The organism is Streptomyces africanus (assembly GCF_030816955.1).
Taxonomy (GTDB): Bacteria; Actinomycetota; Actinomycetes; order Streptomycetales; family Streptomycetaceae; genus Streptomyces; species Streptomyces africanus.
Genome location: NZ_JAUSYP010000001.1, coordinates 1871505 through 1897022, shown reverse-complemented (window position 1 = coordinate 1897022; position 25518 = coordinate 1871505). Strand labels below are relative to the sequence as shown.

The 25518-nt window shown below is 73.6% G+C and carries 19 protein-coding genes, 1 pseudogene and 1 riboswitch; of the genes and pseudogenes, 6 read left to right on the top strand and 14 right to left on the bottom strand.

The window, feature by feature from the left end:
- Nucleotide 1 precedes the first annotated feature (1 nt).
- A complete protein-coding gene (locus QF034_RS08890; RefSeq protein WP_307174411.1) occupies nucleotides 2-1093 on the top strand; it encodes an amidohydrolase family protein in 1092 nt (363 codons plus the stop codon).
- Nucleotides 1094-1191: 98 nt separating this feature from the next.
- The gene (locus QF034_RS08885; RefSeq protein ID WP_307174410.1) at nucleotides 1192-1842 is read left to right on the top strand and encodes a hypothetical protein; all 651 of its coding nucleotides are present in this window, start codon (nucleotides 1192-1194) and stop codon (nucleotides 1840-1842) included.
- Between the two features lie 4 nt (nucleotides 1843-1846).
- Here the strand turns inward: QF034_RS08885 and cobC are convergent, their stop codons facing one another.
- The 13 genes and pseudogenes from cobC to QF034_RS08820 all read right to left on the bottom strand — a co-directional run bounded on the left by cobC (nucleotide 1847) and on the right by QF034_RS08820 (nucleotide 19294).
- A complete protein-coding gene (gene cobC / locus QF034_RS08880) occupies nucleotides 1847-2902 on the bottom strand; it encodes an Rv2231c family histidinol phosphate aminotransferase CobC (protein WP_307174409.1) in 1056 nt (351 codons plus the stop codon).
- A complete protein-coding gene (locus QF034_RS08875) occupies nucleotides 2892-3818 on the bottom strand; it encodes a sirohydrochlorin chelatase (RefSeq protein ID WP_307174408.1) in 927 nt (308 codons plus the stop codon). Before QF034_RS08875 ends, cobC begins: the two co-directional genes overlap by 11 nt.
- A 40-nt stretch (nucleotides 3819-3858) precedes the next feature.
- Nucleotides 3859-5541, bottom strand: coding sequence for a precorrin-3B C(17)-methyltransferase (cobJ, locus tag QF034_RS08870; protein WP_307174406.1), 1683 nt, complete (start codon nucleotides 5539-5541; stop codon nucleotides 3859-3861).
- 76 nt (nucleotides 5542-5617) lie between these two features.
- Nucleotides 5618-6436, bottom strand: coding sequence for a precorrin-4 C(11)-methyltransferase (gene cobM, locus QF034_RS08865; protein WP_307174405.1), 819 nt, complete (start codon nucleotides 6434-6436; stop codon nucleotides 5618-5620).
- A 55-nt stretch (nucleotides 6437-6491) separates the two neighbouring features.
- The gene (cobI, locus tag QF034_RS08860; RefSeq protein ID WP_307174404.1) at nucleotides 6492-7223 is read right to left on the bottom strand and encodes a precorrin-2 C(20)-methyltransferase; all 732 of its coding nucleotides are present in this window, start codon (nucleotides 7221-7223) and stop codon (nucleotides 6492-6494) included.
- Nucleotides 7220-8686, bottom strand: coding sequence for a cobyrinic acid a,c-diamide synthase CobB (locus tag QF034_RS08855; RefSeq protein WP_307174403.1), 1467 nt, complete (start codon nucleotides 8684-8686; stop codon nucleotides 7220-7222). The genes cobI and QF034_RS08855 overlap by 4 nt, the downstream gene beginning before the upstream one ends.
- Nucleotides 8686-9285, bottom strand: coding sequence for a cob(I)yrinic acid a,c-diamide adenosyltransferase (gene cobO, locus QF034_RS08850; protein ID WP_307174402.1), 600 nt, complete (start codon nucleotides 9283-9285; stop codon nucleotides 8686-8688). The genes QF034_RS08855 and cobO overlap by 1 nt, the downstream gene beginning before the upstream one ends.
- Nucleotides 9285-11307, bottom strand: a pseudogene (locus QF034_RS08845) (putative cobaltochelatase). Before QF034_RS08845 ends, cobO begins: the two are co-directional and overlap by 1 nt.
- Nucleotides 11304-14960 (bottom strand): cobaltochelatase subunit CobN, encoded by a 3657-nt coding sequence (cobN, locus tag QF034_RS08840; RefSeq protein ID WP_307174400.1) that lies wholly within the window; start codon nucleotides 14958-14960, stop codon nucleotides 11304-11306. Before cobN ends, QF034_RS08845 begins: the two are co-directional and overlap by 4 nt.
- Nucleotides 14957-16468 carry a cobyric acid synthase gene (locus tag QF034_RS08835; RefSeq protein WP_307174399.1) on the bottom strand — a complete coding sequence of 504 codons (1512 nt, stop codon included), beginning with the start codon at nucleotides 16466-16468 and terminating at the stop codon, nucleotides 14957-14959. The genes cobN and QF034_RS08835 overlap by 4 nt, the downstream gene beginning before the upstream one ends.
- Nucleotides 16465-17406 carry a cobalamin biosynthesis protein gene (locus QF034_RS08830; protein WP_307174398.1) on the bottom strand — a complete coding sequence of 314 codons (942 nt, stop codon included), beginning with the start codon at nucleotides 17404-17406 and terminating at the stop codon, nucleotides 16465-16467. Before QF034_RS08830 ends, QF034_RS08835 begins: the two co-directional genes overlap by 4 nt.
- A 101-nt stretch (nucleotides 17407-17507) precedes the next feature.
- Nucleotides 17508-17646: riboswitch (cobalamin riboswitch) on the bottom strand.
- A 141-nt stretch (nucleotides 17647-17787) separates the two neighbouring features.
- Complete coding sequence (locus tag QF034_RS08825; protein ID WP_086564952.1) at nucleotides 17788-18009, bottom strand: hypothetical protein; 222 nt, start codon at nucleotides 18007-18009, stop codon at nucleotides 17788-17790.
- 34 nt (nucleotides 18010-18043) lie between these two features.
- Nucleotides 18044-19294 carry an inorganic phosphate transporter gene (locus tag QF034_RS08820; RefSeq protein ID WP_307174397.1) on the bottom strand — a complete coding sequence of 417 codons (1251 nt, stop codon included), beginning with the start codon at nucleotides 19292-19294 and terminating at the stop codon, nucleotides 18044-18046.
- Nucleotides 19295-19542: 248 nt separating this feature from the next.
- On the opposite strand from QF034_RS08820, the gene QF034_RS08815 reads away from it, so the two are divergent.
- The 3 genes from QF034_RS08815 (at nucleotide 19543) to QF034_RS08805 (ending at nucleotide 23120) form a co-directional block, all read left to right on the top strand.
- Nucleotides 19543-20274 carry a class II aldolase/adducin family protein gene (locus tag QF034_RS08815; protein WP_307174396.1) on the top strand — a complete coding sequence of 244 codons (732 nt, stop codon included), beginning with the start codon at nucleotides 19543-19545 and terminating at the stop codon, nucleotides 20272-20274.
- Nucleotides 20275-20366: 92 nt separating this feature from the next.
- Entirely contained in the window at nucleotides 20367-21494 is a 1128-nt protein-coding gene (locus tag QF034_RS08810; protein ID WP_307174395.1) for an alpha/beta hydrolase, read from the top strand.
- Nucleotides 21495-21719: 225 nt separating this feature from the next.
- The gene (locus tag QF034_RS08805; protein WP_370880776.1) at nucleotides 21720-23120 is read left to right on the top strand and encodes a hypothetical protein; all 1401 of its coding nucleotides are present in this window, start codon (nucleotides 21720-21722) and stop codon (nucleotides 23118-23120) included.
- Nucleotides 23121-23137: 17 nt separating this feature from the next.
- Here QF034_RS08805 and QF034_RS08800 read toward each other — a convergent pair whose 3' ends face one another.
- On the bottom strand, nucleotides 23138-23551 hold the full coding sequence (locus QF034_RS08800) for a VOC family protein (protein ID WP_307174394.1): 414 nt from the start codon (nucleotides 23549-23551) through the stop codon (nucleotides 23138-23140).
- A 200-nt stretch (nucleotides 23552-23751) separates the two neighbouring features.
- On the opposite strand from QF034_RS08800, the gene QF034_RS08795 reads away from it, so the two are divergent.
- Entirely contained in the window at nucleotides 23752-25350 is a 1599-nt protein-coding gene (locus QF034_RS08795; protein ID WP_307174393.1) for an ABC-F family ATP-binding cassette domain-containing protein, read from the top strand.
- Nucleotides 25351-25518: the final 168 nt, after the last annotated feature.

Sequence of the window (25518 nt, the reverse complement as noted above, 5' to 3'; positions counted from 1 at the left end):
CATGAGCGATCGCACGGTGCTGCACGTGAAGGGACGGGTGCTCGTCGGACCCGACGAGGTCCGCGACGAGCTGTGGGTCGTCGACGGCCGGATCTCCTACGACCGTCCCGCCGGCGCCCGTGACATCCGTACCGTCCGGGGCTGGGCCCTGCCCGGCCTCGTCGACGCGCACTGCCACGTGGGACTCGACCGGCACGGCGCGGTCCCGCAGGACGTCGCCGAGAAGCAGGCGCTGACCGACCGGGACGCGGGCACGCTGCTGATCCGCGACGCGGGCTCGCCCTCCGACACCCGCTGGATCGACGACCGCGACGACCTGCCGAAGATCATCCGCGCCGGGCGGCACATCGCCCGCACCCGCCGCTACATCCGCAACTACGCCTGGGAGATCGAGCCGGACGACCTGGTCGCCTACGTCGCCCAGGAGGCCCGGCGCGGCGACGGCTGGGTGAAGCTGGTCGGCGACTGGATCGACCGCGACCTCGGCGACCTGTCGGCCTGCTGGCCGCGCGGGGCGGTCGAGGCGGCGATCGCCGAGGCACACCGCCTGGGCGCCCGGGTCACCGCCCACTGCTTCGCGGAGGACTCCCTCCAGGACCTCGTAGAGGCGGGCATCGACTGCGTCGAACACGCCACGGGACTGACCGAGGACCTCATCCCGCTGTTCGCCGAACGGGGCGTCGCCATCGTCCCGACCCTGGTCAACATCGCGACGTTCCCGCAGCTCGCCGACGGCGGCGAGGCCCGGTTCCCGCGCTGGTCGGCCCATATGCGCCGGCTCCACGAGCGCCGCTACGACACCGTACGCAGCGCCTACGACGCCGGGATCCCGGTCTTCGTCGGCACCGACGCCGGCGGCGGACTCGCCCACGGCCTCGCGGCGGCGGAGGTCGCCGAACTGGTCACGGCCGGCATCCCGCCCGTCGAGGCCCTGGCGGCGGGGACCTGGACGGCCCGGGCCTGGCTCGGCCGCCCCGGCCTGGACGAGGGCGCCCCGGCCGACCTCGTCGTCTACGACGAGGACCCGCGCAAGGACGTGGGCGTGCTGACCGCGCCGCGCCGGGTGGTGCTGAACGGGCGCGTGGTCGGGTAGGTGCCGGCCGGGGGGCCTCCCGGTCCCGGATGGCCGGGCACCTGGACCTCTGAGAGCGTGGAAGGCGAGGACGAACCCTGCCGGAGCGGGAGGTTCCGATGCGCGTCGCACCTCTGAGCGGATTGCTGGCCGTCATCCTGACCCTCACCGGTTTCGCGCTGCTCGGCGACACACCCGGCTTTGACGCCACCGGCCGTGAGGTCAGGGCGTTCTACGAGGATCACCAGGGCCAGACGTGGGCGAGCCTGTACCTGCTGGTGCTCGCGGCGGTGTTCATCGTCTTCTTCGCCGCCCACCTGGCCGGTGTCGTACGCGACGTCCCGGCGGGCGGCGGCTGGCTGCACCGGGTGGTCATCGGCGGCGGGCTGCTGCTCGCCATCGGCTTCCTGACCGGGGCCACGCTGACCCTGGCCCTGGTGGACCTCGCAGGCGAACCGACGGCCTCCGGCCCCGCGCTCCAGGCCCTCAACACCTTCAACGAGGACTTCTTCATCCCCTTCGTCGGCGGCATGGGCCTGTTGCTGCTGGGCGCGGGCCTGGCCACCTTCCGCGCCGCCGTCAGCCCGCTGCCCCACTGGCTGGCCTGGGCAGCCGTCGTCCTCGGTGTGCTGGTCTTCATCCCCTGGGTCGGCTACATCGCCTTCGCGGCCGGCGGGCTCTGGGTCGCCGTCACCAGCGTCCTGCTGACCCGCCGCCCCGCGAACGGCACACCCATCGCGCGGGAGACGTCCGGAACCGCCCGGCGGTGAGCCGTCAGCCCGCCACCGCACGCTCCAGCGCCCGCAGGAACCCGTCCACCGTCGCCCGGTCCCGCACCGCCAGCCGCAGCCACTCCCCGTCCAGGCCGGGGAAGGTGTCCCCGCGCCGCACGGCGTAGCCGAGGTCGCGCAGACGGGCGCGGACGGCCGCCGCGTGCGGAAGCCGGATCAGGACGAACGGGCCCTGCGCGGGCTCCACCACCCGCAGCCCGGCCGGGGCGAAGCGGGCCAGGCCCGCCAGCAGATGGGCCCGGTCCGCGGCGATGCGGTACGCCGCGTGAGCCGCCTCCGCCACCGCCCGTGGCCCCACGCACGCCCGCGCCGCGGCCAGCGCCGGTGTCGACACCGGCCACAGCGGCTGCGCCCGCTCCAGGTCCTCGACGGTCTCCGGCGCCGCGAGCACGTACCCGATCCGCAGGCCCGCCAGCCCCCACGTCTTGGTCAGGCTGCGCAGCACCACGAGGCCGGGCACGTCGACACGGTCCGCGAGGGACTCCCGCTCGCCCGGCACCGCGTCCATGAACGCCTCGTCCACCACCAGCAGCCGCCCCGGCCGGGCGAGGGAGGCGATCACGTCCGCCGGGTGCAGCACCGACGTCGGGTTCGTGGGATTGCCGATCACCACCAGGTCCGCGGCCTCGGGGACGGCCGCCGGGTCCAGCCGGAAGCCGTCCTCCTCCCGCAGCAGCACCCGGTCGACCGTGTGCCCCGCGTCCCGCAGCGCGGCCTCCGGCTCCGTGAACTGAGGGTGGACCACGACCGGCCGGCGCACCTTCAGCGCCCGCGCCAGCAGCACGAACGCCTCCGCCGCCCCCGCCGTCAGCAGCACCCGCTCCACCGGCAGGCCGTGCCGCGCCGCCACCGCCGCGCGGGCGGCCCGCCCGTCCGGGTAGGCCGCCAAGCCGCCCAGCGACGCGGCGATGTGTTCCCGCAGCCACGCCGGCGGGGTGTCCGCGCGGACGTTGACGGCGAGGTCGACGAGCGAGCCGCCGTCGTCCCGGACCTCCGCGTCCCCGTGGTGCCGCAGATCGTGCCCGCCGTCAGTGGGCATGGGAGTGCGCCCCGTGGTGGTGCCCGTGCCCGTGGTGGTGGCCGTCGTCGTCCGGGTGGAAGTGCGGCTGCTGCGGCAGCCCCACCTTGTCCTCGAAGCCCGGCAGCGCGATGCGGTACACGCACGAGTCGCAGTTCATCCGCAGATCGCCCTCGACGGCCTCCGTGTACCGCTCCCACACCAGGTCCAGCAGCTCCGGCTCCGGCCCGATGACGTCGGCCGAGCGCACCTCGACCTCCGGGTGCGCCGCCGCCCAGCCCTCCGTCTGCAGCCGCACCCGGTCCGGCAGGATGCCCGTGAACAGGAAGTAGGGGAGCACCACGATCCGGCGGGCGCCCAGCCGCACGCACCGGTCCAGGCCGCTCGGCACGTCCGGCGCCGCCAGCGACACGAACGCCGTCTCGACCCCCGCGTACCCGCGCCCCTCCCACAGCAGCCGCGCCGCCTTGTGCACCTCGGCGTTGGCGTCCGGGTCCGTCGACCCGCGCCCCACCAGCAGCACCGTCACATCGGCCCGGTCACCCGGCCTGCGCCCCGCGGCGCCGCCCAGCGCCTCGTCCAGCCGCCGCTCCAGCACGTTCAGCAGCGTCGGATGCGGGCCGAGCGGACGCCCGTACGTGTACGAGATCCCGGGGTGCCGCTCCTGCTCGCGGGCCAGCGCCGCCGGGATGTCGCCCTTGGCATGCCCGGCGGACACCAGCATCAGCGGCACGGCGGCGAACCGCCGCACGCCCCGCTCCACCAGCTCGGTGACGGCCTCGCCCAGCGGCGGCGGGGACAGTTCGATGAAGCCGCCCGCGACGGGCAGTTCCGGGTGGCGGGCCGCCAGCTCCCGGACGAAGTCGCGGAACGCCTCGGCTCCGGCGTCGTCACGGGTGCCGTGGCCGGCGATGAGCAGGGCGGGCGGGGTGGTCACAGGTTCTCCTCGGCGGACGTGGGGTGGTGGACGGCGCGGTTCACTCGGGCTCCTCCTGCCAGCGGTAGCCCCGCGGTGTCACCATGCGCCCGGCGATCTCGCGGGTCGCGGTGTTGCCCACGGTGACGACCGTCATCATGTCGACCGTCGCCGGGTCGAGCGCGGTCAGCGTCGTGAGCCGGGCGGACTCGTCCGGCCGCGAGGCGTTGCGCACGACACCGACCGGCGTCGCAGGCGCCCGGTGCTCGGCGAGGATGCCCAGCGCCTTGGGCAGCTGCCAGTCGCGGCCGCGCGAACGCGGATTGTAGAACGTCACCACGATGTCGGCCTCGGCCGCCGCCCGTACCCGCCGCTCGATGACCTCCCACGGCGTGTGCAGGTCGGACAGACTGATCGACACGTGGTCGTGGCCCAGCGGCGCGCCCAGGATCGCCCCGGCCGCGAGCGCCGCCGTCACACCGGGCACGCCGACCACGTCGATGTCGTCGGAGGCCTCGGCGAGCGCGGGGGAGGCCATGGCGTACACGCCCGCGTCTCCGCTGCCGATCAGCGCGACGGCCCGCCCCGCGCGGGCCTCCTCGACGGCCGTGCGCGCCCGCTCCTCCTCGGCCCCCAGCCCCGACTCCAGGATCCGGGTGCCGGGCCGCAGCAGATCGCGGATCTGGTCGACGTACTGGTCGAGCCCGACGAGCACGGAGGCGCGCCGGAGCTCCGCCTTCGCCCGCGGCGTCAGCAGGTCCCGGGCACCCGGCCCGAGCCCGACCACCGCGAGCCGCCCGCGCCCCGGCCGCCGTACGACGGCACAGGTCGCCATGGCGGGGCTCGCGGCCGACTTCCGCTTGGGGACGAGGAGTTCGCCCCCGCGCACCAGGGCGGCGGCCTCCGCGACCGAGGGGGTGCCGACGGCGGCGAGCGGCGCGTCGGACGGATTGGGCACGTCCACCTCGGCCAACTCGCCGGCGGAGTACGTCACCAGGGGCACACCGAGCCGCCGTGCGGCCTCGACGATGCCGGGCTCTTCGGCCTTGGCGTCGACGGTGGCGAGCTCGGCGACCGACGCGGCGGACAGCCCGGCCTCCCGCAGGACGCCCTCGATCAGCCCGAGCACCTCCTCGGCGGGGGCACCCTTCGACGCCCCGACCCCGACGACCAGCGACGGCGGGCGCAGCACCACCTCGCGCTCGGCCGCCTGGACGAGCCGGTCGGTCAGCCGGATCGTGTACGACCCCTCGGCAGCCACCGGGAGCGGCGGCAGCGGCCAGGCCACGTCGGCCCGCAGCGCCACCGCCTCACCGTCGAGCAACGCCCGGGAGACCCCGGCGACATCGCCCTCCACGGGCAGGCCGAGGGTGTCCAGGCCGGGCAGGTCCGCCGCGTCCGTCGCCGTGGTCACGACCGGCTCGGCACCCAGCACCTCCCCGACCTCCCGGGCGAGTTCGTTGGCCCCGCCGGCGTGCCCGCCCAGCAGGGACACCGCGAACCGGCCCCCCTCGTCGACGCACACCACGCCCGGGTCCGCCGTCTTGCCGGACAGCAGCGGCGCCACCAGCCGCACCACCGCGCCGGTCGCCAGGAAGCACACGAGCTGCTCGCACTGCCCGAACGCGGCCCGTACCGCCTCCCCGACGGGACCCTCGTACACGCGCGTGCGGTCCGGCCACGCGGCGGCCAGCCGGTCCCGCGCGGCCGCTCCCGCCGCCGTGGCGGAAATGAGGCCGATCACTGGGCGACTCCTTCTGCGATTTCTACGATTGCTGCGACACGTTCGACACGTACGACACGTACGACAGGCCGGACGATCATGTACGGGCACCCCGTTCGCGCAGGGCCTTGCGGGCCTCCGGGTCGGCCTTGCGGTAGCCGTGGAAGTGACCCGGGTGGTAGAGGTGCGAGCGCGTGCCGTGCGCGTCGAGCGCCGGGCCGACCAGGAACAGGGTGTGCTTCCAGAGCTTGTGTTCCTTGACCGTCTCCTCCAGCGTGCCGATCGTGCACTTCACGATCAGCTCCTCCGGCCAGGTCGCCTGGTACGCCACCACGACCGGGGTCGTCGTCGGATAACCGCCCTCCAGCAGCTCCCGCACGAGCTGCCCGCTGCGGGCGGCGGAGAGGAAGATCGCCATGGTGGTGCCGTGCCGGGCGAACTCGCGGACCTCCTCCCCGGGCGGCATGGGCGTCTTGCCGCCGCCGAGCCGGGTCAGGACGACGGACTGCGCGACCTCGGGGATGGTCAGCTCGCGCTGCGCGAGCGCGGCGACGGCGGAGAAGGCGGACACCCCGGGCACGACCTCGGTCGCGAGGCCGATCTCGGCACACCGGTCGAGCTGCTCCTGGGTGCCGCCCCACAGGGCGGGGTCACCCGAGTGGATCCGGGCCACCTTCAGCCCCTCTTCGCGCGCCCGCTCGTACACGGCCACCACGTCCTCCAGGGACAGGGCCGCCGAGTCGAGGATCTCGGCGTCCTCGCGCGCGTGCTGGAGAACCTCCGCCTGGACCAGGCTCGCCGCCCAGATCACCACGTCGGCCTCGGCGATGGCGCGCGCGGCGCGGAACGTCAGCAGGTCGGCGGCGCCGGGGCCGGCACCGACGAAGGTCACCTTGCCGGTGGGGGCGTCGGCCATGGGTTGGTCCTCTCGTACAGGGGGGTTCCGGTAGGCGGGGTGATGCACGGGCCGGTCAGAGCTTTCCGCCGCGCCCGCCGTCGCGCCGCGCGGGGGAGATGAGCGTCGACAGATAGGGCAGGGGAGTGCCGTCCAGGTCGGCGGCCGGCCGGATCGACTCCTCCGTCAGCCCCAGCGCCGACCCCCACACCGCGTCGCCGATCCGCCCGGTCTCCCGCAGCGCCTCGGCGACCTCGCGCGCCTGCCGGCCGAACTTGTAGGCGACGACCGTCCCGGGCCCGGCGAGGGCCTCCTTGAGCACCGTCGCGCCCGCCGTGACGGGCACCAGCGTGAGCGGCTCGGTCCCCTCGGTCAGCACGGCGCCCGACCGCGCGGCGAGGTCCTGCATGGCGGTGATCCCGGGCACCGTCTCGACGACGGTCCCCGGCACCAGCCCGGCGACCGTCTGCGCGAGATAGGTGAACGTGGAGTACACGTTGGGGTCCCCGATGGTGGCGAAGGCGACGGAACCGTGCCCGCGCAGCAGCTCGGCCACCCGCTCGCCCGCCGCGTCCCAGGCCGCCTCGCGCCGCGCCCGGTCGCTGCGCTCGTTCAGCGCGAACACGACCCGGACGACCTTCTCCTCGGGCACGTAGTGCAACACGGTCGCCTCGGCCCGCCCGCGCTCTCCGGTGTCCATCACGGGAACGACCACGACCTCGGCTTCCCGCAGGGCGTTCACGCCCTTGACGGTCACCAGCTCCGGATCCCCGGGCCCGACCCCGACCCCGACCAGCCTGCTGCTCATGACGTCCGGCACCTCTCCACGAACCGACGGGCGACACCGGGCTGTGCCGCCCAGTGCGTGTGCAGATAGCTGGCGTGCACACCGCGCCGCACGAACCCCTCGACCCGACGCCGAGGGGTCCGAAGGCCCCAGGCGGGTTCGGCCCCCGCCCCGGGCTCCACGACGGTCCGGTGGAACTCGTGCCCGCGCATCCGTGTACCGGCCGCCGCGAGCACACTGTCGCCGACGGCCACCGCGTCCCGGTACCCCAGGGTCAGCCGCCCGGTCATCCGCGCCCCGGCGTCCAGCACCCCGCACATCGGCTGCCCGTCCAGCTCCCGGCACAGATACAGCAGCCCGGCACACTCGGCGGCCACGGGCGCACCGCTCTCCGCCAGGTGGGCTACGGCCTTGCGCAGGGGTTCGTTGGCGGACAGCTCGGCGGCGTACACCTCGGGGAACCCGCCCCCGATCACCAACCCCCGCGTCCCTTCGGGCAGTTCCTCGTCCCGCAGCGGATCGAAGGGCACGACGTCGGCACCGGCGGCGGCGAGCAGCTCGGTGTTCTCGGCGTAGGAGAAGGTGAACGCCTCACCACCGGCGACGGCGACAACCAGCCCGTCCGGCGTTTGAGGACGAGGCCGTTCAGGCCGATCGGGGGTCCAGGGGGCGGAGTCCCCTGGCGGGGTCGAAGGGGCGGAGCCCCTGGAGGACGGGACGGGTAGGGGCGGCGGGGGCGAGGAAGCCACAGCCTCAGCCGCATCCCAGGCCTCGCACGACAACACCCCCGCACTCCGGGCCAGCCCCGCCAACGCGTCCAGATCACAACCGTCGGAGACCTGCGCGGCCATCGCCGCCACCGCCTCCACCGCCTCGGCCCGCCGCTCGGCGACCGGCACCAGTCCCAGATGCCGCGACGGCGTGTCCACCTGCGGAGCCCGCCGCAGCACCCCGAGCACCGGCACGCCCGTCTGCTCCAACGCCTCCCGCAGCATCACCTCGTGCCGGTCCGACGCGACCTTGTTCAGAATCACGCCCCCGACCCGCACCTCCGGATCCCAGGAGACGAACCCGTGCACCAGCGCCGCCACCGACCGCGACTGCGACGACGCGTCGACGACCAGCACCACCGGCGCCCGCAACAGCTTCGCGACATGAGCCGTGGAGGCCAGCTCCCCCTCCCCGGCGGCCCCGTCGTACAGCCCCATCACACCCTCGACGACAGCGAGATCGCACCCGCGCGCCCCGTGCAGGAACAGCGGCCCGACCAGCTCAGGCCCGCACAGATACGCGTCGAGGTTCCGCCCCACCCGCCCGGTCGCGAGCGCGTGGTACCCGGGGTCGATGTAGTCCGGCCCGACCTTGTGCGGGGACACGGCGAGCCCCCGCGCGGCGAACGCGGCCATCAGCCCCGTGGCGACGGTGGTCTTGCCACTGCCCGACGAGGGCGCGGCGACGACCAGCCGGGGCACGGACGAGGACATCACCACTCGATGCCCCTCTGCCCCTTCTGCCCGGCGTCCATCGGGTGCTTCACCTTGGACATGTCGGTCACGAGGTCGGCGAAGTCCAGGAGCTTCTCCGGAGCGTTGCGCCCCGTGATCACCACATGCTGGGTACCGGGCCGGTTGCGCAGGACGTCCACGACCTCGTCCGTGTCGACCCACCCCCAGTGCATCGGGTAGGCGAACTCGTCCAGCACGTACAGCCGGTAGGTCTCCGCCGCCAGGTCCCGCTTGACCTGCTCCCAGCCCTCCCGGGCCTTCTCCTCGTTGTCCAGCTGCGCGTCGCGCTGCACCCAGGACCAGCCCTCGCCCATCTTGTGCCAGGCGACGGACCCGCCCTCGCCGGAGGCACCGAGCACGCGCAGCGCGTTCTCCTCGCCGACCTTCCACTTCGCCGACTTGACGAACTGGAACACCCCGATCGGCCAGCCCTGGTTCCAGGCCCTGAGCGCGAGCCCGAAGGCGGCGGTCGACTTGCCCTTGCCGACGCCCGTGTGCACGACGACCAGCGGCCGGTTCCGGCGCTGTCGGGTCGTCAGACCGTCGTCCGGAACGACACTCGGCTGTCCCTGCGGCATTACGCGGCCCTCCTCGAAGTCCCCTGCACATCCCTGACCAGCCCGGCGATCGAGTCGGCCCGCAGCTCGTCCAGCGTCACGGCGGTGCCGCCCAGCTCACCGGCGAGCTGCCCGGCGAGCCCGAGGCGCACCGGCCCCGACTCGCAGTCCACGACGACGGACGCGACGCCCTCGGCCGCGAACAGCCGTGCCGCCCGCCCGGCCAGGGCGACCGGCTCCGGGCCGCCGGTGGCCCGCCCGTCCGTCACCAGCACGACCAGCGGCCGCCGCGCCGGATCCCGCAGCCGCTCCACCCGCAGCACGTCGTGCGCGCGCAGCAGCCCGGCGGCCAGCGGCGTGCGCCCGCCGGTCGGCAGCGACTCCAGCCGGGTGGCCGCCGCGTCCACGGACGAGGTCGGCGGCAGCGCGACGTCCGCCCCCGAACCCCGGAACGTCACCAGGCCCACCTTGTCGCGCCGCTGGTACGCGTCCAGCAGCAGCGACAGCACGGCCCCCTTCACGGCGCTCATCCGCTGCCGCGCCGCCATCGAACCGGAGGCGTCCACGACGAACAGCACGAGATTGCCCTCGCGCCCCTCGCGGGTCGCCTGCCGCAGATCGTCCCGGCGCACGACAAGACCCGGCCCGGACCGCCCGCGCGCCCGCTGGTGCGGTGCCGCGGCCTGCACGGTCGCCGCCAGGTGCAGCTTGGTGAGCGCGCCCCTCGGGCGCCGGGCCCCGGTCGTGCGCCCGTGTTCGGTCCGGGCCCGCGAGCGCCGCCCGGCGGCACCCTCGCCGATCCCGGGCACGCTCAGCACCTTGGTCCGGAACGGCTCGGCCGCCCGTACGGCCGACTGCTCACCGGCGCCCGACGGCTGCGGCTGCCCGTTCTCCCCGGCCTCGGGCGTGGCCCCGGTGTCATCACCCTGGGGCCCGTCCTCGGGCTCCGGCTGCCCGCCGTCCCCGCCGCCTCCGCCGGGCCCGTCCGGACCCTGGTCAGGGTCGGGGTCCGGGTCCGGGTCGTCGTCCCCGGAGAACTCCTCCAGGGTCTCGTCCAGCTTGTCCTCGTCAAGACCCGGCGCGTCGAAGGGGTTGCGCCGCCGCCGGTGCGGCAGCGCGAGCAGCGCGGCCTGCCGGACGTCCTCCGCGAGCACGTCCGTACGCCCGGCCCAGGCCGCCAGCGCGGTCGCCGTCCGCGCCATCACGATGTCGGCGCGCATTCCGTCGACCTCGAAGGCCGCGCAGGTCGCCGCGATCTGCCGCAGCGCCCCGTCGCCCAGCCGCACGGACGGCAGCAACTCCCGCGCCGCCACGATCCGCGCCCGTACGTCGGCCTCCTCGTCCGCCCACCGGGTCGCGAAACCGTCCGGATCGGCGTCGTAGGCGAGCCGCCGCCGGACGACCTCCACCCGCTGGTCGGGCTCCCGCGAGGCCGCGACCTCGACGGTCAGCCCGAAACGGTCGAGCAACTGCGGCCGCAGCTCGCCCTCCTCGGGGTTCATGGTGCCGACGAGCAGGAACCGCGCCGCGTGCCGTACGGAGACGCCCTCGCGTTCCACGTACGAGGCGCCCATCGCGGCCGCGTCCAGCAGCAGGTCGACCAGGTGGTCGTGGAGGAGGTTGACCTCGTCCACGTAGAGGATGCCGCGGTGCGCGTCGGCCAGCAGGCCGGGCTCGAAGGCCTTCACGCCCTCCGACAGCGCCCGCTCGATGTCCAGTGCGCCCACCAGCCGGTCCTCCGAGGCACCGACGGGGCAGTTCGACCATCCGGGCCGGACGGGACCGGCCGGCGGTTCCCGGCGCGTGCGGTCCGTCCGGGCAGGCGGGGTCGGGGGAGGCGGGGTCGCAGGAGAAGCGGCACCCGGGGACGACGGCGACCTCCGGCATGAGCGCGGACAGCGCCCGCACGGCGGTCGACTTGGCGGTGCCCTTCTCACCGCGCACCAGCACACCGCCGACCGCCGGCGACACGGCGTTCAGCAGCAGCGCGAGCCGCAGGTCGTCCTGGCCGACCACGGCCGTGAACGGGAACGGGGTGCTCACTTGTCGTCACCTTCCAAGTCGCCTTCGAGCTCCAGGTACGTGGCACGCAGCCGTTCCAGCGTCTCCGCGTCCGGCTCCGCCCACAGTCCGCGGTCGGCGGCCTCCAGCAGCCGCTCGGTGATGCCGCGCAGCGCCCACGGGTTGGACGTCTTCATGAAGTCCCGGTTCTCCGGGTCGAAGACGTACTCGGCGCTGAGTTTCTCGTACATCCAGTCGTCCACGACCCCGGCCGTGGCGTCGTACCCGAACAGGTAGTCCACGGTCGCGGCCATCTCGAAGGCGCCCTTGTAGCCGTGCCGCCGCATGGCCGCCATCCAGCGCGGGTTGACCACCCGGGCGCGGAACACCCGGTGCGTCTCCTCGCCCAGCGTGCGGGTCTTCACCTGGTCCGGGGTGGCCGAATCACCGACGTACGCCTCGGGGCTCGCGCCCGTCAGATGGCGGACCATGGCGACCATGCCGCCGTGGTACTGGAAGTAGTCGTCGGCGTCGACGAGGTCGTGCTCACGCGTGTCGACGTTCTTCGCGGCGACCGCGATCCGCCGGAACGCCGTCTCCATGTCGCCGCGCGCGGCCCGCCCGTCGAGGCCCCGCCCGTAGGCGTAGCCGCCCCACACCGCGTACACCTCGGCGAGGTCCGCGTCGGAGCGCCAGTTGCGCGCGTCGATCAGCGGCAGCAGACCGGCCCCGTACGCGCCCGGCTTGGAGCCGAAGATCCGGGCGGTCGCCCGGCGCCGGTCGCCGTGCTCGGCGGTGTCCTCATCCGCGTGCGCCCGGACGTAGTTCTGCTCGGCGGGCTCGTCCAGCTCGGCGACCTTGCGGACGGCGTCGTCGATCAGCCCCACCACGTGCGGGAACGCGTCCCGGAAGAAGCCGGAGATCCGGACCGTCACGTCGATGCGCGGCCGGCCGAGCTCCTCCGGGGAGATCACCTCGAACCCGGTCACCCGGCGCGAGGCGTCGTCCCACACCGGCCGGCAGCCCAGCAGCGCCAGGATCTCGGCGATGTCGTCGCCCTGGGTGCGCATGGCCGAGGTGCCCCACACCGTCAGGCCGACGGACTTCGGGTACTCGCCCGTGTCGGTCAGATACCGCTGCACCAGCGAGTCCGCGAGCGACTGCCCGACCTCCCAGCTCAGCCGGGACGGGATCGCCTTGGGGTCGACGGAGTAGAAGTTGCGCCCCGTCGGCAGGACGTTGACCAGACCGCGGGTCGGCGAGCCGGAGGGGCCCGCCGGGACGTAACCGCCGTCCAGGGCCCGCAGGATGTGCCCGATCTCGTCGGTGGTCCTGGCCAGCCGCGGCACGACCTCCGCGCAGGCGAACTCCAGCACCGCCACGGCGTCGGCGACCTCCCCGCCGAGCACCTCCCGGACCAGCGCCGGGGCCTCGGCGACCGCCCAGCCGCGCTCCTCCATGCCCTCCGCGACCCGCCGGCACAGCTGCTCCAGCAGGTCGATCGCGTCGGCGGCGGTGCGCGCCGGGCCCGCCACCAGCTCCGTCAGCTCCGCCGGCACCTTCACCGGAGCGCCCGGCTCGGCCAGCAGCTCCTTCTCTACCAGCCCGAAGTGCTGCGCCAGCGCCGCCCTCAGCCCGGGCAGCGCATTGGCCTGGCCGCCCCACACCTGCGAGGCGCGCAGCACCGCCAGCACGAGGTTGACGCGCGGCTCGCCGACCGGGCCGCCGCCCAGGATGTGCAGGCCGTCGCGGATCTGCACGTCCTTGATCTCGCACAGATAGCCGTCGATGTGCATGACGAACTCGTCGAACGCCTCGTCGTCCGGCTGCTCGTCGACATGCAGGTCGTGATGGAGCTCGGCGGCCTTCACGAGGGTCCAGATCTGCGCGCGCACGGCCGGGGCCTTCGCCGGGTCCAGGTCGGAGACGAGCGCGTACTCGTCCAGGAGCTGCTCCAGCTTGGCCAGGTCGCCGTAGGTGTCGGCGCGGGCCATCGGCGGCACCAGGTGGTCGACGACCGTGGCGTGCCCGCGCCGCTTGGCCTGGGTGCCCTCGCCGGGGTCGTTGACGATGAAGGGGTAGATCAGCGGCAGCTCCCCGAGCACGGCGTCCGGGGCGCAGCCGCCGCTGAGCCCGAGGCCCTTGCCGGGCAGCCACTCCAGCGTGCCGTGCTTGCCCATGTGCACGATCGCGTCGGCGCCGAAACTGTTCTCCAGCCAGCGGTAGGCCGCCAGGTAGTGGTGGGAGGGCGGCATGTCCGGGTCGTGGTAGATCGCGATGGGGTTCTCGCCGAAGCCGCGCGGCGGCTGGATCATCACCACGACGTTCCCGAACCGCAGGGACGCCAGCACGATGTCGTCCCCGTCGACGTAGAGGTTGCCCGGCGGCTCGCCCCACGCCTCGGTCATGGCGTCCCTCAGCTCCGGGTCGAGCTTGTCGAACCAGGCCCGGTAGTCCACCAGCGGCACCCGCGCGGGCGCGGCGGACAGCTGCTCCTCCGTCAGCCACTCCACGTCGTGCCCGCCGGCCTCGATGAGCCGGTGGATCAGCTCGTCGCCGTGGTCAGGGTACTCGGTGAGGCCGTACCCGGCGTCCTTGAGGGCGTCCAGCACCCGCACGGCCGAGGCCGGGGTGTCCAGCCCGACGGCGTTGCCGACCCGCGAGTGCTTGGTCGGGTACGCGGTGAAGACGAGCGCGAGCTTCTTCTCGGCGTTCGCCTTGTGCTTCAGCCGCGCGTGCCGTACGGCGATCCCGGCGACCCGCGCGGCCCGCTCCGGGTCGGCGACGTACACGGGCACGTCGTCCGCGCCCTGCTCCTTGAACGAGAACGGCACGGTGATCAGCCGACCGTCGAACTCCGGGATCGCCACCTGCATCGCGGCGTCCATGGGGGAGAGGGCGGCGTCGGACGCCTCCCAGGCGCTCCGCGAGGACGTCAGGCACAGCCCTTGCAGCACGGGGATGTTCAGCTCGGCGAGGGCGCCGATGTCCCAGGACTCCTCGTCACCGCCGGCCGAGGCCTGCGAGGCGTGGGTGCCGCCGGCGGCGAGGACGGTGGCGACGAGGGCGTCCGCCCGGCCGAGGATCTCGTACAGCCCCGCGTCGGCCCCGCGCAGCGAACCGCAGTACACCGGAAGCGCGTTGGCGCCCCGCGCCTCGATCGCATCGCACAGGGTGTCCACGAAGGCGGTGTTGCCGCTCAGCTCGTGCGCCCGGTAGAAGAGCACGCCGACGGTCGGCCGGCCCTCGACCCGCGCGCGCTCGCCGCGGACGCCGTACTCCGGCATCCGCTGGGGCGCGGCGAAGCCCTCGCCCGTGAGCAGCACGGTGTCGGACAGGAACCGCGCCAGCTCGGTGAGGTTGGCCGGCCCGCCCTCCACGAGGTACTTCAGCGCCTCCGCCACGACACCGGCCGGCACCGACGACTCGGCCATCAGCTCCGCGTCGGGCACCGTCTCGCCGCCGAGCAGCACGGTCGGGACGCCCGAGGCCTTCAGCGCGGCGAGCCCGTCCTCCCAGGCCCGCTTGCCGCCGAGGAGCCGTACGACGGCGATGTCCGCGCCGTCGAGGAGGGCCGGAAGTTCCTCCCCGACGTCCACGCGGGTCGGGTTGCCGATCCGGTACGAGGCGCCGGCGGCGGCCCGGGCCGCCAGCAGGTCCGTGTCGGCGGTCGACAACAACAACACAGTGCTCATGCGGGTGCTCCCGGTGGAATGAAGGGCAGTCCTCGCGGCACGCCCGACTCGATGAGCCGCCACAGCGCGTCCGTGTCCGCGTGCTGTTCGATCAGGTCGCCGAGCCGGTCGAGCTGCTCCTCGCGCAGCGCGGCGAACGAGGTGCCGGGCGCGGGCACGAAGCGGCGCCCCGCGGCGGCCGCCACCTCGCGCAGGAAGGCCCGCCGGAACCCGTCCGACTCCAGCGAGCCGTGCCAGTGCGTGCCCCAGGTCTGGCCGACCCGGCAGCCGTCCAAAAAGGCGGAGCCGCCCTGGACGTCGGCGACCCCGTGGTGGATCTCGTACCCCTCGACGCGCTCCCCGAGGGCCTCGCCCTCCGGCCGGGTGAGGGTCTTCTCGCGGGCGAACCGCACCCGCACGGGCAGGACCCCGAGCCCCTCGACATGGCCCCGGCGGCTCTCCACGTCGTCCTCGATGTGCTCGCCGAGGATCTGGAAACCGCCGCAGATCCCGAGGACGGGCCGGTGCTCGGCGGCCCTGCGGACCAGGGCCTCGGCGAGCCCCCGCTCGCGCAGCCACTCCAGCGCACGGACGGTCCCGCGGGTCCCGGGCACGATGACGAGGTCGGCGTCGGCGAGTTCCTCCGGCCGGTCCACGAACCGCACGACGACACCGGGTTCGGCGGCCAGCGCGTCGACGTCCGTGAAGTTGGACATCAGCGGAACGGCGCACACGGCGACGCGCAGCACGTCCTCGCCGACCGGCGGGGCGACGACGGACTCACGGACCGTCCCCCGCAGGGAGACGCGCAGCCCGTCCTCCTCGTCGATCCCCAGCCCGTGCCGGAAGGGCAGGACGCCGTACGTACGCCGCCCGGTGAGGCCCTGGAGCATGTCGAGACCCGGCTCCAGCAGGGAGACGTCCCCCCGGAACTTGTTGACGAGGAACCCGGCGACGCACTCCTGGTCCTCGCGCGACAGCAGCGCCACGGTTCCGAAGAACGAGGCGAAGACACCGCCCCGGTCGATGTCGCCGACGACGAGCACGGGGAGCCCGGCGTTGCGGGCGATCCCCATGTTGACGATGTCGGTCCGCCGCAGATTGATCTCGGCGGGACTGCCCGCCCCCTCACAGATCACCGCGTCATACGTGCCCCGCAACTGCTCCAGACAGTCCAGCACGGTCCCGAGCAGTTGCTGCTGCCGTCCGCCGTGGTACCCGCGTGCGCTGAGCTCCCCGACCGGTTTGCCCAGCAGCACGACCTGGCTGCTGCTCTCGCCGCCGGGCTTGAGCAGCACCGGGTTCATCAGCGCGGTCGGCTCGACGCGGCAGGCCTGCGCCTGCATGGCCTGCGCCCGCCCGATCTCGGCCCCTTCCTTCGTCACGAAGGAGTTGAGGGACATGTTCTGCGCCTTGAAGGGCGCGACCTTGACGCCCTGCCGCACCAGCCACCGGCAGATCCCGGCGGTCACGACGCTCTTGCCGGCGTCGGAGGTGGTACCGGCGACGAGAAGCCCACCGCCCGTCATGACGTACGCCCTTTCGCGATACGGCGCGCGGCGACACAGACGCCGAGCGCGAGCCAGCCGACCCGCCTGGACAGCCGTACGGCCCGTTCGATGTCCCGGGTGGCGACGGGGCGCCCGGCGCCGTTGAGCACGGGCCGGTGCTCGACGCGCCCGCCGTACGACAGGGTCCCGCCCAGCCGCACCCCGAGCGCCCCCGCGAACGAGGCCTCCACGGGCCCGGCGTTGGGGCTCGGATGCCGGTCGGCATCGGCACGCCAGGCGTGCACCGCTCCCCGTGGATCGTCTCCCGCCAGGGCCGCGAGCACGGCGGTCAGCCGGGCCCCCGGCCAGCCCGCGAGATCGTCCAGCCGTGCGGAGGCCCACCCGTAGCGCCGGTAGCGGGCCGACTTGTGCCCGACCATGGCGTCGAGGGTGTTGACGGCCCGGAACCCGAGGAGCCCCGGCACACCGCCGATGGCCCCCCACACGAGCGTGCCCACGACCGCGTCGGAGGTGTTCTCGGCGACGGACTCGACCACGGCCCGGGCGATCCCGTCGGCGTCGAGCGTCTGCGGATCCCGCCCGCACAGATGCGGCAGCCGCGCCCGGGCCCCTTCGACGTCCCCCGCCTCCAGGGCACCCCCGATGGCCTGCGCCTCCCGCGCGAGCGAAGTCCCCCCGACCACGGCCCAGGTGGCGGCAGCCGTCAGCGCGACGGACGCGACGGCGGAGTCCCTCACGGCACGCGAGGCGACGCCCCCGAGCGCGACGGCGCCTCCGGCGCACACCGCGGTGTGCAGCGCGCCCCACCCGCGGTGGTCCCGCCACAACACCCGTTCCACGGCCCCCGCGGCCCGCCCGAACACGGCGACCGGATGTCCTCGGCGGGGATCGCCGAGCAGCAGGTCACCGATCAGACCGGCGGCGGCGCCGTACGCGAAGACGCGACCGGCACCCATGGGCTCAGCCGGCCGCGGGGGCGGGCAGGGGTGGGGTACTGAACCTCGATCGGCAGCCGCGCATGGCGATATGTCCTCACTCAGGGTGTCCACGCCCTGGTTCGACTAGACCGGCGGTGAGAGTTCCTGGCTCCCGGGGATTGCTACCCCGGTGACAGTGGCGGGACCGCGCCGGACTTCCACCGGCTTCCTCTCCTGCCGCCGTACTGGCCCCGGCAGTCCACCACGGCCGGGATCAGCCGTCAACTTGCCGTTGACCTGCGTGGGGAGAGTGTGCAGAAGCCCACACCGGCGCCCCGACGCCGACTTGGCGCCCCCGCCACACGACAACCGGGCGGCACAGGACCGAAGTCCCGTACCGCCCGGCAGAAGTGACCGTGATCAGGCCACGATCAGATAGATCCCGTATCCCACAGCCGCCGCACACGCCGCGAAGCACGCGTAGGCGCCCGTCACCGCGAGTCCCGCGGTCCCGCCCTCGGCGGCCGCCCGCTCGCGGCGGGACAGGCCGGTGATGCCGAGGGTGAACAGGCCCACGAGGGCCACGGTGACCACGAGGCTGACGCCGAAGACGGAGCCGAGGGCCGCCCAGTCGATTTTCATGGCAGAGGTTCTCCTTGTAACCGAGTGGGCGGGATCAGACCGGGGTGGTCGTGGTGGAGGGCCGGCGTTCGACCGGGGCCGGCGCCGGGATCGTGGCGCTCGGCTCGTCCGTGGCCGTGCCACCCGCCGGCGGCGGTGTCACCGCGGCCATCGCCGTGGTCACCACACCGGCCGGCTCCGCCTCGTCGGCGTCGTTGACGTTGGTGTGGTCGACGACCTCACGCCGCGAGAGCTTCCAGATCGCCGCGCTGGAGGCGACGAGGAAGACGGCCACGACCGCGGTGCCCCAGCTGCCGAAGCCGGTGACGTACTCGGCGAGCGCGCCCACCAGGGCCGCCGCCGGCAGCGTCAGGCCCCACGCGACGAACATCCGCGTCGCCGTCGACCAGCGGACGACGCCGCCCTTGCGGCCGAGTCCCGCGCCCATCACCGAGCCGGACACGGAGTGGGTGGTGGAGAGGGAGAAGCCGATGTGCGAGGAGGCCAGGATGACCGTGGCGGCGCTGGTCTGGGCGGCGAAGCCCTGCTGCGGCCGGAGGTCGGTCAGGCCCTTGCCCATGGTGCGGATGATGCGCCAGCCGCCGAGGTACGTGCCGAGCGCGATGGCGAGACCCGCCGAGAGGATGACCCAGGTGGGCGGGTCGGAGTCGGGGGCGACGGCGCCGCCGGCCACCAGGGCGAGGGTGATGACACCCATCGTCTTCTGGGCGTCGTTGGTGCCGTGGGCCAGGGAGACCAGGCCCGCGGAGGCGATCTGGCCGGCCCGGTAGCCCTTCTCGGAGGCCTTGCCGTCGGCCTTCTTGCCGAGGGAGTACGTCAGCCGGGTGGCGAGCAGTGCCGCGACGCCCGCGACCAGCGGGGCGGCGATTGCCGGGATCAGCACCTTGGTGACCAGGACGTCACCGTGCACCGCGCCGACGCCCGCCGAGGCGATCGTGGCGCCGATCAGGCCGCCCATCAGGGCGTGCGAGGAACTGGACGGCAGGCCGACCAGCCAGGTCACCAGGTTCCAGAGGATCGCGCCGACCAGGGCGGCGAAGATGACCTCGGGACGGATGCCGGCCTCGTCGACGAGGCCTTTGGAGATCGTGTTGGCGACTTCCACGGACAGGAAGGCGCCGACCAGGTTGAGGACGGCCGACATGGCGACGGCGACCTTGGGCCGCATGGCGCCCGTGGAAATGGTCGTGGCCATCGCGTTCGCGGTGTCGTGGAAACCGTTCGTGAAATCGAACGCGAGTGCGGTTACCACCACAATCGCGAGGATCAGCGAGAAGCTTTCCATTTACCCAGGCAATCGTTCGAGGTCGTTGGCCAGTCGAACGTAGGTAACCCGAGTGAACGGAAGATGAACTGAGGGGGGCGCCGGGGTGTCTGCAATCGAGGGTTGCCGTTCCGTCCTGGGGGCGGGACCAGGTTCGTATACGCGTCAAGGGTATCTGTCCTGGTATGCGAATTTCCGTAGGCGCGACTTCCGGCCTGAAGTGGACCCGCCCGGCGGCGCGTTGAGGACCTGCCTGGCAGGATCGCCGCATGGCTGAGCAGCGAGGCGACGGACGAGGCGCCGGGGACGTCCGGGACGGCGGACAGGATGCGGGGGAGTCGCGGCGGAGGGGCGTGCGTCCCGAGGAGGCGCGCGCCTGGGAGGAGCTCGTCACGACGGCCCGCCGGACCGTCTCCGACGGGCTCGTCGTCGGCACGTCGGGGAACGTCTCGGTGCGCGTCGGGGACACGGTCCTGGTCACGCCGTCGGGCGTCCCCTACGACCGGCTGCAGCCGGACGACGTGACGGGAGTCGGCCTCGACGGCCGGCAGGTCCTCGGCGCGCTCGTCCCCACCAGCGAGCTGCCCATGCACCTCGCGGTCTACCGCACGACCGGCGCCCGTGCCGTCGTCCACACCCACGCCGTGCACGCGACGGCCGTCTCGACGCTCGTGAGCGAGCTGCCGCTGATCCACTACATGGCCGCCGCGCTCGGCGGACCCGTCCGGGTCGCCCCGTATGCCACGTACGGCACCGACGAGTTGGCCGAGAACATGCTCCACGCCCTCGCCGACCGCTCCGGCTGTCTCCTCCAGAACCACGGCACCGTCACCCACGGCGCGTCCCTCGACCAGGCCTACGACCGCACGGCCCAGCTGGAATGGATGTGCCGTCTGTGGCTGACCGCCACATCGGTCCCGGGGCTGTCCCCGAGCCTGCTGTCGGGCGAGCAGCTGGCGCAGGTCCAGGAGCAGCTACGGGGCTACGGCCAGCGCCGCTGACCTGCCGCCCCGGTCACCCCGCCGCTGTCTCCTCCTCACCCCGCCGCTGCCGCCCACTGGTCCGTCGCCCGGTCCGCCGGGACACTGGTGACGTGCGCACTGCCAGAGCGACGGCCGCTGCCGTCACCGCCCTGTTCGGAGTCGGTGCGGCCGCCGTGGCCGCCGGACGGTTCGCCAGTGACGCCGCGCTGAAGGCGACTCCCGGCAGGCCCCTGCCCACCGAACCCCGGCTCACCGTGCACGGCACCGCCGCGGGGCAGATCAGCCTCACCCGGGACCTGGCCGCCCTGCGGCCCGGCCGCTACGGCCTGTCCGGCGACGGCTCCCACGCGGTCGTCGGACCCGTCCTGGCCGACGCCTCGGACACCGCCGACACCGTCGTACGCCGCCTGGAGCGGGTCACGCACGGCACCCTGGAACCCGGCGACAAGGCCTGGCTCACCCCGAACCTGTACGTCGGCAACCCGAGTGCCGCCCTCGGCATCGAACACGCCGACATCGACATCCCCGGCGAACTCGGCGCCCTGCCCGCGTGGTTCGTGCCCGGCGCCCGGGACACCTGGGTGATCGCCGTGCACGGCCTCGGCACCACCCGGGAACTCGCCATGAACGTCATGGGGTTCCTGCACCGCAACCACTTCCCGGTGCTCGCCCTCTCCTACCGCGGCGACCTGGGCGCGCCCCGCCCGCCCCACGGCCTGAACCACCTCGGCGAGACCGAGTGGCGCGACCTCGACGCGGCGATCCGCCACGCCGTGCGCCACGGCGCCCGGCAGGTCGTCCTGCACGGCTGGTCCACCGGCGCCACCATGGCCCTGCGCGCCGCCGCGCACTCGGACCTGCGCGACCGCGTCTCCGGGCTCGTCCTGGACTCCCCGGTGCTCAGCTGGGAGACCACCCTGCGCGCCCTCGCCGCGGCCCGCCGCACCCCCCGCGTGCTGCTGCCCCTGGCGGTCCGCGCCGCCCAGGGCCGCACCGGTCTGTACGGCGACCGAGCCCCGGGCGCGTCCCCCGCCGCCGGGCTCCGGGTCCCGGCACTCGTCTTCCACGGACCGGACGACACGGTGGCTCCCTGGCAGCTCTCCCGCCGGCTCGCCGACGCCCGCCCCGACATGATCGCCTTCCGCACCGTCGGCAACGCGCCCCACAGTGCGATGTGGAACGCCGACCCGCAGGCCTACGAGGAAGCCCTGCGACGCTTCCTGACACCTCTCATGTGACCCCCTGGCCACGCGCACCCCCTGGTTCACGCCCCCTTCACCCTGTCGCAACCACCTCCCGGTCCCCCTTCCCCGCTGACCGGTCGTGATGATTCCGTTTAGCGTCGTACCACTGGCCTGTTTGCGGCCCTCGACCACTCATGGGACCCCGTGCGTTGGCCATCCCCGTCGCCCGCCGTGACATTCCGTTTGGGTTTTCGGACCGTCAACCGGAAGACTGCCCTCGTGACGTCCCGTATCCCGCGCGACTCCAGGCTTCGACTCGTCCGCCCGCGACCCCTGGCCGCCGCCCCCAGAGCGATGAACCAGCGGCGCTCGCGCCGCCCCGCACCGCGCCCCCCGGAGGGCACCCCGGCACCGGCGGAGCTGGCCGGAATGGCACGCTCAGGTCTGGCCGACGCGGCCCGCGTCGCCCGCTGGGCCGACACCGAGCTCGGCCCCGGCCGGGGCAGCGCCACCGCCGACGGCAAGGCCACCCTCTCCGCCGCGACCGCCGAACGGGCCGCCCACGAGCTGGGCCTGACCCCGGATCAGGTCAGAGCCGACTGGGACACCGCACGGCTCGCCGGTCTCGTCGAGGTGCACGGCGACAGCGCCCGCCCCGGCTGGCGGCTGCGCGCCTGGGACCGCGACGACAGTGCCGTCCTGCGGGGCTGGGTCGCCCTCTTCGACGCCTGGTCGCTCGCCTATCCGGAACCCGAGGACCACGAGCCCGCCGCCGTCGCCGAGGTCGTCTCGGCCATGCCGCAGGTGCTCTCGTTCCTCCAGCTGTCCGCCGGCCCCGTCCCCGTGGAGCAGCTCCTCGACCTGCTGGAGCAGCGCGTCACCGAGCTGCGCACCGCACGCTGCGAGATCCCCTACGGCCCGCAGCCCGAACCGCAGGCCGAACCGGCGCCCACCGACGCCCCCCTCGCCCCGCTCCTCGACTGGGCCCTGCGCGCCCTCGCCTCCGTCGGCGCCCTCACCTACGGCGACGGCCAGGCCACGCTCACGCCGCTCGGCAGCTGGGCCGTCTGGGTCAAACTGGAGCAGATCTGCGTCGCCGCGCAGAGCCCCGCCGGGAACATCGAGCAGGCGGCCGAGGACATGCTCCGCGGCTGCGCCCAGCTGCGCCCGAACGCGGCCCGCGCCGAGTACCGGGCCTGGCTCGCCGCCCGTCCCGTCGGCAGCGCCGTCACCGAACTCCTCGGCGCCGCCCGGGGCGAGGACGCCCTGCTGCGCGGCCTCGCCTTCGAGGCGCTGCGCGTGGTCGGCGCCCCAGCCGAGCCGGACGTCCGCGCCGTGCTGGACGAGCCGACGCTCCGGCCGTACGCGCTGCTGTGGCTGGCCGAGCACGACGGCACCGACCCCGAGGACGCCCACGAGGTCCTCACCCGGGAGGAGGCGACCTGGCTGTGGGTGGACACCGCGGCCGCCGTCGCCGACCACGGTGAGGCCCCGCTGCTCGTGCGCCACCTGGAGTCCGCCGTGCAGCCGACCGTCCCGATGCTGCTGGACGAGGTGCGCGCCGTGGGCCATCCGCGGACCGTGCAGGTCCTGGTCGCCCTCGCCGCGGCGCACCCCGACCCGGCCCTGGCCAAGGCCGTACGCCGGGCCGCATTCCAGGTGCACACCGGCGGCAGCTAGGACCCCGGGCCGGGCCGTCAGCCGGATATCTCCGGCGCGTACGTCCCGAAGCTCCACACGTTGCCCTCGAGGTCCCGGGCCATGTAGTCCCGCGAGCCGTAGTCCTGGTCCGTCGGGGGCATCAGGATCTCCGCGCCGTGGTCCACCGCGCGGCGGTGGTGCGCGTCCACGTCGTCCACGACGACGTACACCCCGGTCGTGCCCGCGTCCCTCATGGCCTTGTCGAAGACGCTGCCGGTGCCCTTGCTGCCGATCATCACCGCGCCGTCGCCCTGCACCAGCTCGGCGTGCATCACCGCGCCGTCCTCGCCCTCGAACACCGACAGCTCCGTGAATCCGAAGGCCTCCGTGAGCTGCCGGATGGCCGCCTTCGCGTCGGCGTAGAGCAACGTCGGATAGATGCTCGGACGCCCGCCGGACGTGCCTGCCATACCGATCACTCCCTTCTGCTGCCCAGTCTGGCACCCATCACTGACAACGACCCGGCGAGACGAACCGAACACCCGCACGCAGAAAAAGTGGTTGCACTGCCCCGTTAGACTGTCCCCCATGGCCTTTCTCCTCGCGCATTAGACGGCGGGAACGTCCTCAGCCGCCCATCCCGCCCCCGTATCCGCCCTGGAGTCTGTCCGTGATCTCCGCCTCCGGTATCGAGCTGCGCGCCGGTGCCCGCGTCCTCATCGAAAACGCCACCTTCCGTGTCGCCAAGGGCGACCGCATCGGCCTGGTCGGCCGCAACGGCGCGGGGAAGACCACCCTGACCAAGTGCCTGGCGGGGGAGGGCATGCCCGCCGGCGGCACCATCACCCGCTCCGGCGAGGTCGGCTACCTCCCGCAGGACCCCCGCACCGGCGACCTCGACATCCTCGCCCGCGACCGCATCCTCTCCGCGCGCGGCCTCGACGTACTGATCCGCAAGATGCGCGACAACGAACAGCGCATCGCGGTCGGCCAGGGCGCCACCCGCGAGAAGGCCCTCAAGCAGTACGAGCGCCAGGAGACGGAGTTCCTCACCAAGGGCGGGTACGCCGCCGAGGCCGAGGCCGCCACCATCGCCGCCGCGCTGAACCTGCCCGACCGCGTGCTCGGCCAGCCCCTGCACACGCTCTCCGGCGGTCAGCGCCGCCGTATCGAGCTGGCCCGGATCCTGTTCTCCGACGCGGACACGCTGCTGCTCGACGAGCCGACCAACCACCTCGACGCCGACTCGATCGTCTGGCTGCGCGACTACCTCAAGACCTACCGCGGCGGCTTCATCGTGATCTCCCACGACGTCGACCTGGTCGAGACGGTCGTCAACAAGGTGTTCTACCTGGACGCCAACCGCGCCCAGATCGACATCTACAACATGGGCTGGAAGCTCTACCAGCAGCAGCGCGAGGCCGACGAGAAGCGCCGCAAGCGCGAGCGGCAGAACGCCGAGAAGAAGGCCTCGGCGCTGCATTCCCAGGCCGACAAGATGCGGGCCAAGGCCACCAAGACGGTCGCCGCGCAGAACATGGCCCGCCGGGCGGACAAGCTGCTGGCCGGCCTGGAGGCCGAGCGGAAGTCCGACAAGGTCGCCAAGCTGCGCTTCCCCGAGCCCTCGCCGTGCGGCAAGACCCCGCTCATGGCCGAGGGCCTGTCGAAGTCATACGGCTCGCTGGAGATCTTCACCGACGTCGACCTGGCCATCGACAAGGGCTCGCGCGTCGTCATCCTCGGCCTCAACGGCGCGGGCAAGACGACCCTGCTCCGCCTTCTCGGCGGGGCTGAGGAGCCCGACACCGGCAAGGTCATCGAGGGGCACGGCCTCAAGCTCGGCTACTACGCGCAGGAGCACGAGACTCTCGACCCGGAGCGCACGGTCCTGGAGAACATGCGCTCGGCCGCCCCCGACCTGGACCTGGTGGAGATCCGCAAGACACTCGGCTCGTTCCTGTTCTCCGGCGACGACGTCGACAAGCCCGCCGGTGTCCTCTCCGGCGGCGAGAAGACCCGCCTGGCGCTCGCCACCCTGGTGGTGTCCTCGGCGAACGTGCTGCTCCTCGACGAGCCGACCAACAACCTCGACCCGGCCAGCCGTGAGGAGATCCTCGGCGCGCTGCGCACGTACAAGGGCGCGGTCGTCCTCGTCACGCACGACGAGGGCGCCGTCGAGGCGCTCCAGCCGGAGCGGATCATCCTGCTGCCGGACGGCGTCGAGGACCTGTGGGGCGCCGACTACGCGGATCTCGTCGCCCTCGCTTGATCGAATACGTGATCAACGGCGTATGGATCATTCGGCCTAGCGGTGATCCATCATCTGTGTGAGATCTCCTCGTACCGAGGTGTGTCCTACATCGATTTCGCGGCCGAGCCCCCGATTCTTCCGGGCTCGGCCGCGACGCCTTTCTGACCTGGCCTTTCCCGTGTGAAT